Consider the following 12,657-nt stretch of genomic DNA (forward strand, 5'->3'; position numbering starts at 1 on the left):
TCCGGCCTGCCCCGCTTGTCCACCCTAGACGATCGCAGGACGACACTGTGTCGCAAATGGCCGCCCGCGCCTATTCGGCCGCTTCGGCGAAACTGAGGAAACCGCCCGACTGCCGCGTCCACATGCGCGCATAGAGCCCGTCCTCGTCGCGCAGCAGTTCGTCGTGCCGCCCCATCTGCACGATCCGGCCGTTCTCGACGACCACCAGCCGGTCCATCGCGGCGATGGTCGACAGCCGGTGCGCGATGGCGACGACGGTCTTGCCTTCCATCAGTTCGGCCAGATTGTCCTGGATCGCCGCCTCGATCTCCGAATCGAGCGCCGATGTCGCCTCGTCGAGGATCAGGATCGGCGCATCCTTGAGCATGACGCGGGCGATGGCGACCCTCTGGCGCTGGCCGCCCGACAGCTTGATGCCGCGCTCGCCGACATGGGCGTCATAGCCGCGCCGGCCGCGCGGGTCGCGCGCGTCCAGAATGAACTCGTGCGCCTTGGCCTTCCTGGCGGCCGCCTCGATCTCCTCTCCGCTGACGCCGTGCCGGCCATAGGCGATGTTGTCGCGCAGCGAGCGGTGCAGCAGCGACGGCTCCTGGCTGACCACGCCGAACTGGCGCCTCAGCGAGACCTGGGTGACGTCGGCGATGTCGGTGCCGTCGATCGTGATGCGGCCCGCCTCCGGTTCGAACAGGCGCAGCATCAGCGACACGATGGTCGACTTGCCGGCGCCGGACGGGCCGACCAGCCCGACCTTCTCGCCGGGGGCGATGTCGAGATCGAGCCCCTCGAACAGGCGCGTATCGTCCTTGCCATAGTTGAAGCGAACATTCTCGAAGCGGATGTGGCCGGTCGTGCGCGCCAGTTCGACCGCATCGGCGCGGTCGCGGATCTTCGGCTCCACCGAGATCGTCTCCACCGCGTCCTGAACCGTCGAGAAGGCGCGGATCAGCCCGTTGATGTTGAACATCATCCAGCCCGACATCTGGTTGAGCCGGAAAACGAGGCCCATCGTCGCCGCGATCGCACCCGTCGAGATGGTCCCGGCCATCCAGCCCTGCACGGCGAGCACGCCGACCGCGCTCATCATCATCCCGTTGAGAACGGCGACGGCCGTGCGCACCAGCGTGATCATGCGCGTCAGATGGGTGACGGCCCCCATATAGTTGCCGAGCGCTCCCTTGACGTCGCCATGCTCCTTGCGGCCGGTGTCGAACAGCTTGACCGTCAGGATGTTGGTGAAGATGTCGACCAGCCGCCCGTTCAGCACCGAGCGCTCGTTGGCGTTGTTCTTGCCGGCCGCCCTGAGGCGCGGCAGCAGATAGCGAACGATCGCCGCGTAGCCGGCGCCCCAGACCGCGACCACCACCGCCATGCGCCAGTCGAGTGCCGCCAGCACCGCGAAGGTGAGAACGATGAAGGTCAGGAACGACCAAAGCGATTGCAGCGACGTCAGGATGAAATCGCCGACCGATTCGCCCGCCTGCAGGATCTTGGTGGCGATGCGGCCGGCGAAATCGTCCTGGAAGAAGGCGTAGGGCTGTTCGATCACCCGTCGGAACGACTGCCAGCGCACCATGGTGTAAAAGCGCGGCACGATCACCTGCTGCTCGATGATCGCCGCCGCAACCATCACCGCCGCCCTGACGACGAGCAGGAGGAGCAGGAAACCCAGAAGCGCCGGCCAGTGGTCGCGCAACAGCGTTTCGGGTGTCGAATTGTCGAGAATGTCGATCAGCCAGCCGACACTCCAATAGAGCGCCGCATCGACCGCGCCGACCAGCCCGCCGACGAACAGCAGGATGACGAACGGCCATTTCGCCTGCCGGGCGAAATAGGCGATGAACTGCCAGGTGTTCTTCGGCAGCACCGCGCGGTCGGTGTCCTCGAACGGATCGACGAACCGCTCGACCCGGTTCCAGACCGGATGGTCGGTGTCGCGATAGGCCGGATCGGGATCCTGGTAGGTGTTGCCGTAGCGGGCCATCTATCTGCCTCCTTCCGCCTCGACCTGACCGATGTGTCGATCGGCGGATCGTTCGGCCTTGAAGTTCGGACTTAAATGTCCGAGAATATGCCGCCGGACGGAGCTGTGATGACACGGACGCAATTCATCCGCAGGCTTCGCAGGATCGCCCGCAAGAACGGGCTCGAGTTCGAATTGGATACCAGTCGCGGTGCGGGGTCGCACTACATTGTCCGTGTGGGCGACAAGAGAACGACGGTGCAAAGCGATCTCAATCCGAGACGCATCGAGCGCATCATGAAGCAGCTGGGCCTTCAATGAGGCCCGAAGACGGCCGCTCGGAAACCGGTTCAGGAAAGGAAACCAGCAGTGCAACTTCTCTATCCAGCGACGATCGACACGGAAGAGGGCGAGTTTGTCGTCACCTGCGACGACGTCCCGGGCGTTCTGGCGTTCGGAGACACCGAGGCGGCCGCGCTCGCCGAAGCCCGAGAGGCGCTGGGGGCGATGTTGCTGCACATGGTCGCCAACGGCGAGCCGATCCCGACGCCGTCGGCACACGGCGCGGGACCGCGCGTCGCTCCCCATGCCCGTGACGCGGTCAAGCTCGCTCTGATCGCCGCGGTCGCCGATGCGGGCATATCGAAATCCGAACTCGCCGCGCGGCTGGGGCGCGACGAGGCGATCGCACGGCGTCTTCTCGATCCGCGGCACGCGTCCCGGCTGGAACTGATGGAGCAGGCATTGGCCGCCCTGGGCCAGGAACTGCTCATCAGCTCCCGCGCCGCGTAGCGCCGTGTCTGTCGACGACGTCACTCCGCCGCCTCCGCATTGGCGTCGACACCGATGAACCCGCCCGACTGGCGCGCCCAGAGCTGGCCGTAGAGCCCGCCGGCGGCGGCCAGTTCCTCGTGCGTGCCCTCCTCGATGATGGTGCCCTTGTCCATCACCACGAGCCGGTCGAGATTGGCGATCGTCGACAGCCGGTGCGCGATGGCGATCACGGTCTTGCCTTCCATCAGCGCGTTCAGATTGTCCTGGATGGCCGCCTCGACCTCGGAATCGAGCGCCGAGGTCGCCTCGTCCAGTACCAGGATCGGCGCGTTCTTCAGGAACACGCGCGCGACCGCGATGCGCTGGCGCTGGCCGCCCGACAGCTTGACTCCCCGCTCGCCGACATGGGCGTCGTAGCCGGTGCGCCCCTGCGGATCGACCAGACCGAGGATGTAGTCGTGCGCGTTCGCCCTTTTTGCGGCCTCGATCACCTGCTCGTCGGTGGCGTCCGGATAGCCGTATGCGATGTTGTCGCGCACCGACCGGTGCAGGAGCGAGGTATCCTGGGTGACCACGCCGATCTGCCCGCGCAGCGAATCCTGCGTGACGGCGGCGATATCCTGCCCGTCGATGCGGATCTGACCGCCTTCCAGATCGTAGAGCCTGAGGAGCACGTTCATCAGGGTTGATTTACCCGCGCCCGAGCGTCCGACAAGACCCACCTTCTCGCCCGGCTTGACGGTCAGCGACAGATTCTCGATCACGCCGCCCTGCTTGCCGTAGTGGAAACGGATGCCGTCGAACTCGATCTCGCCGCGTACGACGACCAGTGTCCTGGCGTCGTCGCGGTCGCTCACCGCCTGCGGCCGGGCGATGGTGTTCATCCCGTCCTCTGCCATGCCGATGTTCTCGAACAGGCCGGCCAGCTCCCACATCACCCAGTAGGACATGCCCTCAAGGCGCAGCACAAGGCCGACCGCGACGGCGACCGCACCGACGGTCGCGGTGCCGGTGGTCCAGCCCAGGATGCCGATCGCGGCGACCGAGGCCAGAAGCAGGGCGTTGGCGATATCCAGGCTCACATTGAGCGTGGTCACCAGCCGCATCTGCGGATGCACCGTGCCCAGGAAGTCGTCCATCGCCTCGCGCGCATAACCCTCCTCGCGGCCGGCATGGGCGAACAGCTTGACGGTCATGATGTTGGTGTAGCTGTCGACGACGCGCCCGGTCATGGTCGAGCGCGCATCCGACTGCAGTTCGGAAATCACGCGCATCTTCGGCAGGAAGTGCCACATCAGCACGACATAGGCGGCCAGCCACAGAAGGAACGGCACCATGAGCCAGGCCTGCATCGTCGCCACCAGCACCAGCGCGCCGCCGAAATAGACGCCCACATAGATGAAGATATCGACGATCTTGGTGACCGATTCGCGCACGCCGAGCGCCGCCTGCATCACCTTGGTGGCGACGCGGCCGGCGAACTCGTCCTGATAGAAGCCGAACGACTGGCCGAGCATGTAGCGATGCGCCTTCCAGCGGATGATCATCGGGAAATTGCCGAAGATCGCCTGGTGCATGATCAGCGAGTGGAACAGGCCGGTCAGCGGCAGGCCCACAAGGATGAGAAAGCCCATCCAGAACAGCGACCAGCCCTCCTCGGCCAGGAACGTGCTCGGATCGGCGTCGGCCAGCCAGTCGACGATGTTGCCCAGGAAGCTGAAGATGACGACCTGCAGGATGCTGATGGTCGCCGTCAGCAGCGAGGTGATCGCCAGCCAGGGCCAGATGTCCCTGGTGTAGTGCCAGCAGAACGCCAGAAGGCGCCGGGGCGCCTGCGCCGGTCGTCCGGGCGGGAAGGGATTGATGCGGGTTTCGAACCAGGCAAACATGACGGGCCTCAATGAAAACAGATCTGGTGCGGCGTGACGTCGGAGCCGGCCGGCCCGGCCGGAGCATCGACGAACGAACCGCAAGCGGCGGCGGGCGGCTTCACCGCCAGCCGGTCGGGCGCCATCTCGGCGCGCAGCGAAAGGACCACGGCGACGACCAGCGCGACCGGCAGGATGGCGACGGCGATCGACGCCTTGACGATCGGCGGCAGCCCGTCGGGCTGCGCCAGCGGATGGCGGTGTTCCGGGCGCTCGGCCCGATCGGGAAGATGAATGGACATGACCTTGTTCCGTTTGGAAGAACCAAACCGGCGGTCACGACATCTTGATTTCGGGCTGGGTCGGAACCGCTGGTGCTAGTGGGCGGAAAGCCTGCGCATGCGGGGCAGGCCGGTCCGCGGCGCGAACGGGATGTTCGAGCAGACAGTCATCATGATATCCATGCCCGCCTCCTGTTCGTGAGCACCAAGGTTGGCAGGTCCTTAGCCCAGGGCCCGGCAAAAGGCAATCGATCGTTTCATGACAATGACCCCTTGCTGACATGACGTCGTCACCAGCACCGCAGCATCCGACCTTCCACGTCGCGCTCTACCAGCCCGACATCGCCGGCAACACCGGCTCGATCCTGCGCACGGCGGCGTGCCTGGGATTTGTCGTCCACCTGATCGGGCCGGCCGGTTTTGACGCCTCCGACCGCGCGCTCAGGCGCGCCGGCATGGACTATCTGGCGATGGCCGCGCTGACCCGCCACGATGACTGGGCCGCGTTCGAGGCCTGGCGCCGGGATCAGGACCTGCGGCTCGCCCTGCTGACGACAAAAGGCGCAACGCCTCACACGGACCATGCCTTCGCGCCCGGCGAGGTGCTGCTGTTCGGCTCCGAGTCGGCCGGCGTTCCCGGCCATGTGCACGAAACGGCGGACGCCCGGTTGACCATTCCCATGATGCCGGGCGCCCGCTCGCTCAATCTGGCCGTTTCGGTCGGCATCGTCGCGGCCGAGGCGCTGCGGCAGCACCGGGCGCGGTGACGGTGCTCAGGCCCTGATTCGGGCCGGCGCCCGCATGTCGCGGTGCGCAATGCCCGCATCCATGAATTCGTCCGAACAGGCGACGAAGCCGAGCTTTTCGTAGAACGCCATGGCGTGCACCTGGCTTGACAGGAAGAAATGCCGGCCGGACGCCGCCGCCGCTTCGGCCAGATCGTCCATGATGAATTCCATCAGCGCCGCGCCGACGCCGGTGCCGCGCCGCTCGGACAACACCGCCATGCGCTGGATCTTGTAGCGGCCCTCGAGCGGCATGACCCTCGCCGTGCCGACCGGTGTCTGCCCGTCAACGGCCAGATAGTGGATGCAGCGGTCATCCAGCCCGTCACGCTCCAGATCCTCGTCGACGCATTGCTCGCGCACGAACACCTGGTGGCGAATCGCCAGGCATGCGGCCATGTCCGTTTCGCCCTGCGTTCGGCGCAGCGTCAGCATGGGTTGGCTCGTCATGGCATCAGTCGGCGGTCGGCAGGCGGCGCATGGTGAATTCGATGACATCCCCGTCCAGCACACGCCAGCTTTCGACCTGCGTCCAGTAGGCGGCCTTGGGATACTGGTCGAACCATTCGCGCGCCTTGCGCCGCGCTTCGGCCCGGTTCAGGCGGTAGGTCTCCCGCACGAATCCCGACGGGCCGCCGGCGCGGCTGGCATCGAGATGGCGGCCAACGAGTGCACGCGGCGGTTTGGGCGGGGCCATCGCATACCTCCGGAGACGGACAATAGCATAACGGCCGGGCACGCCAAGTACCCGCCGCGCCCGACAGGGCGGGCGTCGCACGCCGCCTGCGCCTTGGCAAGCCGACGGTCGCGCGATAGGCGTTGCACGGAACGACGGTGCGGGGACGAAGCGGAGATCGACATGGTGGAACGGCCTGAACTGCCCAAGGGCTTGCCGGCGGACATCGAGGACAGGAAGGCGCGGGCGAGAGGCTGGTTCGAGGACTTGCGCGACCGGATCTGCGCGGCGTTCGAAAAGCTCGAGGACGACCTGACCGGTCCGTTCAGCGAATATGCGCCCGGCCGCTTCGAGCGCACGCCGTGGGAGCGCGACGGGGGCAAGGGCGGCGGCGGTGTCATGTCGATGATGTATGGCCGCGTCTTCGAGAAGGTCGGCGTGCACACATCGACCGTCCATGGCGAATTCTCCGAGGAATTTCGCAAGCAGATGCCGGGCGCCGTCGACGATCCGCGCTTCTGGGCCTCGGGCATCTCGCTGATCGCCCACCCGCAGAACCCGAACGTGCCGGCCGTGCACATGAACACCCGGTTCGTCGTGACCAGTTCCTGGTGGTTCGGCGGCGGCGCCGACCTCACCCCGGTGCTCGACGCGCGACGCACCCAGGACGACCCGGACACGGTCGCCTTCCACAAATCGTTCGAACTGGCCTGCTCCAAGCACGCCGTCGCCGACTATCCGAAGCTCAAGGCCTGGTGCGACGAGTATTTCCACCTGCACCACCGCAACGAGCCGCGCGGCATCGGCGGCATCTTCTATGACTGGCAGCATTCGGCCGACGAGGCGGGCGGCTGGGACGCCGATTTCGCCTTCACCCAGGATGTCGGCCGCACGTTCCTGGTCGTCTATCCGCATCTTGTGCGCCGCAACTTCGACGCCAACTGGACCGACGCCCAGCGCGAGGAGCAGCTCGTCCGGCGCGGCCGCTATGTCGAATTCAACCTGCTCTACGACCGCGGCACCATCTTCGGCCTGAAGACCGGCGGCAATGTCGATTCGATCCTGTCCTCGATGCCCCCCGCGGTGAAGTGGCCTTAGGATAGACCCGTGTTCGGAATTGAATCAGTAGATCTAGAAGCAATTGCCGTAGCAGTCCTAGTGATCTTGCCAGGGTTTATTTCAATGAGGGTCTATTCCCTCATCAGACCAGGTGACCAGCCCACTTTGAAGGATACGGTCTTCGAAGCCCTTGCGTACGGCCTCATTAATCTTGGCGTCATGTTTTGGGCTGTCGTTTGGTTCTTTGCGTCGACCAGCATAATCCTTCAAAGCGCTCTTGCCGCACTCACTCTCGCTATTGCACCAATAGCTTGGCCATTTGTCTTGGATTGGCTCCTTAATCGTCTGGCCGCTTGGGGGCTTCTCGCAAATCGCAACAAGACGGCTTGGGACGAATTTTTCGCGCGTCGCCAAGAATGCTGGCTCATCATCCACTTCGACGACGGCTCCAAGATCGGCGGCCGTTTCTCCGAGAATTCTTACGCCACCATTTATCCAAACCCAGGCCACCTATTCATAGAGGAGCTTTGGCAAATTGACCCTGATAGTGGCGAATTCTTTGGCGACGCACCCATCTCCGCTGGAATAATTCTCAAGCCGGGTGATTATCGATTCGTTGAAATCAAGTCGATTGTGACCTAGAATTTAAGTCAAGGAGCGTCTCAGAATGTCAGATGAATCATTGAAGCAATGGACGGCCCGGGAGGCGCGCTCTGGGCGTTTCATCGTGCGCGACGGCGTGCGTCCTGTAGCAAGCGGGAAACCTGTGACACCACCCAAAGGTGGTTCGGCTGTTGCTGCCAGCCAAAAACCGAAGCGGCCGCTGACAGCGAAGGCCAAGTAGCGTAATCGACCAGCCCGTTCCGCCCTCGCTGGACGATCTGCTGGCGCGGTTCCCGCATGAGGGACGGATCGAATGGATCGGCATCAGGCCGGCGCGGCGCGCGCCTCTCCGGGTGCTCGATGCGGCCGAGATCACGGAAGCCGGCATCGACGGCGATCATCGCGGCCGGCCCGGCAAGCGCGCCGTCACGCTGATCCAGGCCGAGCACCTTCCCGCGATCGCCGCGATGCTGCGCAGGGAACGGATCGATCCGGCGCTCCTGCGCCGCAACATCGTCGTCTCCGGCATCAATCTGATGGCGCTTCGCAAGCGGGCCTTCTCGATCGGCACCGCCCTTCTCTGCGGCACCGGACCATGCGCGCCCTGCTCGCGCATGGAGGAGGCGCTCGGGCCGGGCGGCTATAACGCGGTGCGCGGCCATGGCGGCATCACCGCGGAAGTGATCGCACCGGGCAGGATTGCCGTTCACGACCAGATAGTTGCCCAAAATTCAGGCAACTCCGATTGACCTGAATCAGGTGCGGAACCCCTTACTGCTGTCACACTTGTGGTGTTGTAGGCACATGCTCGCACCAAGGAGGAGACGATGAAGGAATTCAAGTGCGGACAGCTTGTCCCCGGTTGCGACTGGGAGACCCATGCCGAAGACGAGGCGGAAGTGGTGCGCCGCGCCAGCGACCACCTGCGCTCGGCCCATGGCGAGACCCACATTCGCGGCAACATGGTCGAAGAGATCAAGAAGCGCGTGCACGAGCGCGCCGCCTGACCGGCAGCTCACCGGGTCTCGCGCGCCATCTCGAGCAAGGCGTGGCGATCGAGCGCGAACCCGCTTTCGATCCAGGCCCGTTCGAGCCTGCTCAGCGTCTCGCCCATCGCCGGACCGGCCTTCATGCCGAGCCCGGCAAGATCCCGCCCGGCGACGGGGAACCGCGGCGCCGTCCAGGCCTCGGCGTGCGCGAGAAGAGCCATCAGGTCCGGCGTCTCGGTGTGGTGCGCCCCGCGCCGCGCGATATCGAGCCGCAGGCGATCGGTGACGGCCTGCCGGCTTGAACGGTAGATGCGTTGTTCGAGCATCTTGTTGCCGAGATCGGCGACGACGTCCGCCTCGCGGGCGGCCGCGACCAGCCGGTCGCGGACCGCGTTCGGCAGTTTCCAGCGTTGTGCCAGTCCCTGAACGGCTTCCTCGCGCAGCGGCACCAGCGTCATCAGGCGCAGCACGGCGTCGGGCGCCCAGTCGAACGCCCGCTCGACCTCCATCAACCCGTGAATGCCGTCGATCCCCCATTTCTCGCTTTCGGGCAGCAGCAGCGTCAGCACGCCTGTCTGGCGCATCCACAACAGCGCCCGCGAGGGATCGGTCGCCGCCAGCAGCTTGCGCATCTCGGCCCAGATGCGCTCGGCGGAAAGCCCCGCCATGCCCTCCTTCAGCCGGGCGCAGGCCTTCAGCCCGTCGGCGTCCGGCCGGCCATGGCCGTACCACGCAAAGAACCGGAAGAAACGCAGGATGCGCAGATAGTCCTCGCGAATGCGCTGTTCGGGATCGCCGATGAAGCGCACGCGCCGCGCCTCGATGTCCGCGCGCCCGCCGATCAGGTCGACCAGAGTGCCATCCGCCTCGGCGTAGAGCGCGTTGATGGTGAAGTCGCGCCGTTGGGCGTCGTGCTGCCAGCTTCGGCCGAATTCCACCCTGGCGCGGCGGCCGTCCGTCTCCACGTCCTCGCGCAGCGTGGTGATCTCGTAACCGGTGTGATTGGCGACGGCGGTCACCGTGCCGTGCTCCATGCCCGTATCGACCGCCTTGATGCCGGCCGCCTCGAGCCGCCGCACCGTCTCGCCCGGCACGCAGGTGGTGGCGATGTCGATGTCGGTGACCGGATGGCCGATCAGCGTGTTGCGGATCGCCCCGCCGACGATGCGCGCACGCTCGCCATCGCCCGTAAGAACGCCCAGAATGCGCTGCAGGTCGGCGTCGGCCAGCCAGTCCGCCTCGAGCTTCGCGTTGGTCATCCGTAGAGCCTTTCGGAGACGGTCCGGATGATCCCCGCCGTCACGCCCCAGATGCGCTGGTCCCCCCACGGCATCTCGATGAAGTAACGACGCTTGCCGCGCCATTCGACGCTGCCGCGGCGGTGATTGGCCCGGTCCATAAGGTAGGCGAGCGGCACCTCGAAGATCGTCTCGACCTCACCCGGATTGGGCCGCATCGGCGGGTCGCCCTCGATCACCGCCAGCACCGGATGGATGCGGTAGCCGGACCCGGACAGGTAGACCGGCAGCTGGCCGACCGGCCGCAGCGCATCGCGCGGCACGGCGGTCTCCTCCTCGCATTCGCGCAGCGCGGCGGCGACCGGCGACACGTCGTCCGGATCGATCCGGCCGCCGGGCAGCGCCACCTGGCCCGAATGGGTGCGCATCCGCTCATTGCGCTTGGTCAGCACTATCCGCGCCTCGCCGGCCCGCTCAATCACGCCGACCAGCACCGCGGCGTCCTTGACCGCATGCGCCCGGATCAGGTCCTCGAGCCCGGTGTTGAAGCGGAAATCGCCGTCGGCCTCGTCCGGGGCGTGGGAGACGCGCCCCGCCCGCGCCGCGAAATCGTCGACATCGTATCGCGCCGTCGCTTCGGCCGGGGTCAAGCCTCGGCCTCCACCAGCGCGCGTTCCAGTTCGGCGCTCGCCATCACCGGGAACGCCTTGCCGTTCGACCGGACCACGAACATCGAGACGCCGTCGATGTCCTCGTGCTCGCCCAGTTCGATCAGGTCGTACATCACGGGCCGGCTGACCAGCGCCTCCAGCCGCCCGCGCACATGCAGATAGGGTTTGACGCCCATCGTCTCGCGTTCGAGTTCGAACCTGAGCGGATGATCCGGGCCGGCCTCGACCACATCGCCGACATGGGTGCGGAAGGTCAGCACCTGCGTGCCGGCGCGGTCGCCCACATGCATCTCCACGGCGAGAAAATGCGCGTCGGCGACGCGGATGCCGATCTTTTCGACCGGTGTCACAAGATAGGTGCGGCCGTCCTCGTCCTTGCGCAGCACGCTGGAGAACAGCTTGACCAGCGCCGGCCGGCCGATCGGCGTGCCCAGATAGAACCAGGTGCCGTCGGCGGCGATCTCCATGTCCAGATCGCCGCAAAAGGGCGGGTTCCACTTGTCCACGGGCGGCAGGCCGCCGCTTTCACCAGCCCGGGCGACCAGCGCTTCGAGCCCCTTCAGATCGGCCGGGGGCGTCGCCTTCGATTTGCCGTTTTCAGCCATTTGCCTCTTGGCAGCCGAGTCGCTGACGTTTGCTGTGGAGTCACGAAATAGTCACCCGCGCCGCTCTTGTCAGCACCCGGCCCTGATTTACCTTGAGTTGAGCCGGCCCCGCGCCACCGGCCCTTTCGGGAGATGACGATGAGCGTCCACGCGACCACCGAGACCACCAGCGAGTCCGAGATCATCGCACAGGCCGAAACGGCCCTGAGCGATATCGCCGACATCAAGTCCGAGATCGGCAACGTGATCTTCGGTCAGGAGGAGGTGATCCAGAACGCCATCGTGTCGATCCTGTCGGGCGGCCACGCCCTGCTCGTCGGCGTGCCCGGTCTGGCCAAGACCAAGCTCGTCGACACGCTCGGCACGGTGCTGGGCCTTGACAGCGGCCGCATCCAGTTCACCCCCGACCTGATGCCCGCCGACATTCTCGGCTCGGAGGTTCTGGAGGAGGACGAGGACGGCAAGCGCCACTTCCGCTTCGTCAAGGGCCCGATCTTCACCCAGCTCCTGATGGCCGACGAGATCAACCGCGCCAGCCCGCGCACCCAGTCGGCGCTGCTGCAGTCGATGCAGGAATATCACGTCACCGTCGCCGGCAAGCATTACGACCTGCCCGCCCCGTTCCACGTGCTGGCGACGCAGAACCCGCTCGAACAGGAAGGCACCTATCCCCTGCCCGAGGCGCAGCTCGACCGGTTCCTGATGCAGATCGACATCAGCTATCCGCAGATCGAGGCCGAACGGCAGATCCTGCTCGACACCACCGGCATGAACGCCGCGGTCGCCAAGCCCGTCATTTCGTCCACCCGCCTGCAGGAGTTGCAGACGCTGGTGCGGCGCATGCCGGTGCCCGAAAGCGTGGTCGAGGCGATCCTCGAACTGGTCCGCGCGGCGCGGCCCGGCACCGGAACCGAGACGACCGACCGTCACGTGGCCTGGGGCCCGGGCCCGCGCGCCAGCCAGTCGCTGATGCTGTGCGCCCGCGCCCGCGCCCTTTATCAGGGCCGCTACGCGCCTTCGGTCGACGACGTCCGGGCGCTTGCCGAGCCGATCCTGCAGCACCGGATGGCGCTCACCTTCGCCGCGCGCGCCGAGGGCATGACCGTGCCGACGGTGATCGCCGGCCTCGTCGGCACGCTGGAGTAATC

16 protein-coding genes are annotated in these 12,657 nt (G+C 66.1%); 8 read left to right on the forward strand and 8 right to left on the reverse strand.

All coding sequences use genetic code 11. From position 1 onward, the window contains the following. Positions 1–70: 70 nt before the first annotated feature. Positions 71–1,981: an ABC transporter ATP-binding protein gene (locus tag E0E05_RS13815; RefSeq protein ID WP_131617247.1), complete on the reverse strand. Its 1,911-nt coding sequence runs from the start codon at positions 1,979–1,981 to the stop codon at positions 71–73. 108 nt (positions 1,982–2,089) lie between these two features. Between E0E05_RS13815 and E0E05_RS13820 the strand changes: the two genes are divergently transcribed. Together E0E05_RS13820 and E0E05_RS13825 are read left to right on the forward strand one after the other, a co-directional pair. Continuing rightward, positions 2,090–2,281, forward strand: coding sequence for a type II toxin-antitoxin system HicA family toxin (locus tag E0E05_RS13820; RefSeq protein ID WP_131617248.1), 192 nt, complete (start codon positions 2,090–2,092; stop codon positions 2,279–2,281). A gap of 48 nt (positions 2,282–2,329) precedes the next feature. After that, the gene (locus tag E0E05_RS13825; RefSeq protein WP_131617249.1) at positions 2,330–2,752 is read left to right on the forward strand and encodes a type II toxin-antitoxin system HicB family antitoxin; all 423 of its coding nucleotides are present in this window, start codon (positions 2,330–2,332) and stop codon (positions 2,750–2,752) included. A gap of 20 nt (positions 2,753–2,772) precedes the next feature. Here E0E05_RS13825 and E0E05_RS13830 read toward each other — a convergent pair whose 3' ends face one another. Both E0E05_RS13830 and E0E05_RS13835 read right to left on the reverse strand, forming a co-directional pair. Next, the gene (locus E0E05_RS13830) at positions 2,773–4,623 is read right to left on the reverse strand and encodes an ABC transporter ATP-binding protein (RefSeq protein ID WP_131617250.1); all 1,851 of its coding nucleotides are present in this window, start codon (positions 4,621–4,623) and stop codon (positions 2,773–2,775) included. 8 nt (positions 4,624–4,631) lie between these two features. Then, positions 4,632–4,904, reverse strand: a complete 273-nt coding sequence (locus E0E05_RS13835; RefSeq protein ID WP_131617251.1) for a hypothetical protein — start codon at positions 4,902–4,904, stop codon at positions 4,632–4,634. Positions 4,905–5,164: 260 nt separating this feature from the next. Here E0E05_RS13835 and E0E05_RS13840 point away from each other — a divergent pair, with 260 nt between their 5' ends. Continuing rightward, the gene (locus E0E05_RS13840) at positions 5,165–5,650 is read left to right on the forward strand and encodes a tRNA (cytidine(34)-2'-O)-methyltransferase (protein WP_131617252.1); all 486 of its coding nucleotides are present in this window, start codon (positions 5,165–5,167) and stop codon (positions 5,648–5,650) included. A 6-nt stretch (positions 5,651–5,656) separates the two neighbouring features. On the opposite strand, the gene E0E05_RS13845 is transcribed toward E0E05_RS13840, so the two are convergent. Then, positions 5,657–6,118, reverse strand: coding sequence for a GNAT family N-acetyltransferase (locus E0E05_RS13845; RefSeq protein WP_210215717.1), 462 nt, complete (start codon positions 6,116–6,118; stop codon positions 5,657–5,659). A gap of 4 nt (positions 6,119–6,122) precedes the next feature. Beyond that, positions 6,123–6,365, reverse strand: a complete 243-nt coding sequence (locus tag E0E05_RS13850; protein WP_131617253.1) for a hypothetical protein — start codon at positions 6,363–6,365, stop codon at positions 6,123–6,125. A 165-nt stretch (positions 6,366–6,530) separates the two neighbouring features. On the opposite strand from E0E05_RS13850, the gene hemF reads away from it, so the two are divergent. The 4 genes from hemF to E0E05_RS13870 all read left to right on the forward strand — a co-directional run bounded on the left by hemF (position 6,531) and on the right by E0E05_RS13870 (position 9,013). Continuing rightward, on the forward strand, positions 6,531–7,442 hold the full coding sequence (hemF, locus tag E0E05_RS13855) for an oxygen-dependent coproporphyrinogen oxidase (RefSeq protein WP_131618046.1): 912 nt from the start codon (positions 6,531–6,533) through the stop codon (positions 7,440–7,442). Between the two features lie 9 nt (positions 7,443–7,451). Next, on the forward strand, positions 7,452–8,045 hold the full coding sequence (locus E0E05_RS13860) for a DUF6338 family protein (RefSeq protein ID WP_131617254.1): 594 nt from the start codon (positions 7,452–7,454) through the stop codon (positions 8,043–8,045). A 314-nt stretch (positions 8,046–8,359) separates the two neighbouring features. Further along, positions 8,360–8,755: an MOSC domain-containing protein gene (locus E0E05_RS13865; protein WP_244597734.1), complete on the forward strand. Its 396-nt coding sequence runs from the start codon at positions 8,360–8,362 to the stop codon at positions 8,753–8,755. Positions 8,756–8,833: 78 nt separating this feature from the next. Next, on the forward strand, positions 8,834–9,013 hold the full coding sequence (locus tag E0E05_RS13870) for a DUF1059 domain-containing protein (protein ID WP_131617256.1): 180 nt from the start codon (positions 8,834–8,836) through the stop codon (positions 9,011–9,013). A gap of 8 nt (positions 9,014–9,021) precedes the next feature. On the opposite strand, the gene E0E05_RS13875 is transcribed toward E0E05_RS13870, so the two are convergent. From E0E05_RS13875 to E0E05_RS13885, 3 genes are read right to left on the reverse strand one after another with little or no spacing between them, the layout of a single operon-like run. Beyond that, positions 9,022–10,254, reverse strand: a complete 1,233-nt coding sequence (locus tag E0E05_RS13875) for a CCA tRNA nucleotidyltransferase (protein ID WP_131617257.1) — start codon at positions 10,252–10,254, stop codon at positions 9,022–9,024. Beyond that, on the reverse strand, positions 10,251–10,883 hold the full coding sequence (locus tag E0E05_RS13880) for a CoA pyrophosphatase (RefSeq protein ID WP_131617258.1): 633 nt from the start codon (positions 10,881–10,883) through the stop codon (positions 10,251–10,253). Before E0E05_RS13880 ends, E0E05_RS13875 begins: the two co-directional genes overlap by 4 nt. After that, positions 10,880–11,509 carry a DUF1285 domain-containing protein gene (locus E0E05_RS13885; protein WP_131617259.1) on the reverse strand — a complete coding sequence of 210 codons (630 nt, stop codon included), beginning with the start codon at positions 11,507–11,509 and terminating at the stop codon, positions 10,880–10,882. The genes E0E05_RS13880 and E0E05_RS13885 overlap by 4 nt, the downstream gene beginning before the upstream one ends. Positions 11,510–11,647: 138 nt before the next feature. On the opposite strand from E0E05_RS13885, the gene E0E05_RS13890 reads away from it, so the two are divergent. Continuing rightward, positions 11,648–12,655, forward strand: coding sequence for an AAA family ATPase (locus E0E05_RS13890; protein ID WP_131617260.1), 1,008 nt, complete (start codon positions 11,648–11,650; stop codon positions 12,653–12,655). The last annotated feature ends 2 nt before the right edge of the window (positions 12,656–12,657 follow it).

This window comes from Roseitalea porphyridii, assembly GCF_004331955.1.
GTDB classification, from domain to species: Bacteria; Pseudomonadota; Alphaproteobacteria; order Rhizobiales; family Rhizobiaceae; genus Roseitalea; species Roseitalea porphyridii.

Excerpts from the sequence above, each read along its gene's own strand:
- E0E05_RS13815 (WP_131617247.1), bottom strand. The coding sequence starts at position 1,981 with ATGGCCCGCTACGGCAACACCTACCAGGATCCCGATCCGGCCTATCGC.
- E0E05_RS13820 (WP_131617248.1), top strand. The coding sequence starts at position 2,090 with ATGACACGGACGCAATTCATCCGCAGGCTTCGCAGGATCGCCCGCAAG.
- E0E05_RS13830 (WP_131617250.1), bottom strand. The coding sequence starts at position 4,623 with ATGTTTGCCTGGTTCGAAACCCGCATCAATCCCTTCCCGCCCGGACGA.
- E0E05_RS13835 (WP_131617251.1), bottom strand. The coding sequence starts at position 4,904 with ATGTCCATTCATCTTCCCGATCGGGCCGAGCGCCCGGAACACCGCCAT.
- E0E05_RS13840 (WP_131617252.1), top strand. The coding sequence starts at position 5,165 with ATGACGTCGTCACCAGCACCGCAGCATCCGACCTTCCACGTCGCGCTC.
- E0E05_RS13845 (WP_210215717.1), bottom strand. The coding sequence starts at position 6,118 with ATGACGAGCCAACCCATGCTGACGCTGCGCCGAACGCAGGGCGAAACG.
- E0E05_RS13850 (WP_131617253.1), bottom strand. The coding sequence starts at position 6,365 with ATGGCCCCGCCCAAACCGCCGCGTGCACTCGTTGGCCGCCATCTCGAT.
- E0E05_RS13870 (WP_131617256.1), top strand. The coding sequence starts at position 8,834 with ATGAAGGAATTCAAGTGCGGACAGCTTGTCCCCGGTTGCGACTGGGAG.
- E0E05_RS13875 (WP_131617257.1), bottom strand. The coding sequence starts at position 10,254 with ATGACCAACGCGAAGCTCGAGGCGGACTGGCTGGCCGACGCCGACCTG.
- E0E05_RS13885 (WP_131617259.1), bottom strand. The coding sequence starts at position 11,509 with ATGGCTGAAAACGGCAAATCGAAGGCGACGCCCCCGGCCGATCTGAAG.
- E0E05_RS13890 (WP_131617260.1), top strand. The coding sequence starts at position 11,648 with ATGAGCGTCCACGCGACCACCGAGACCACCAGCGAGTCCGAGATCATC.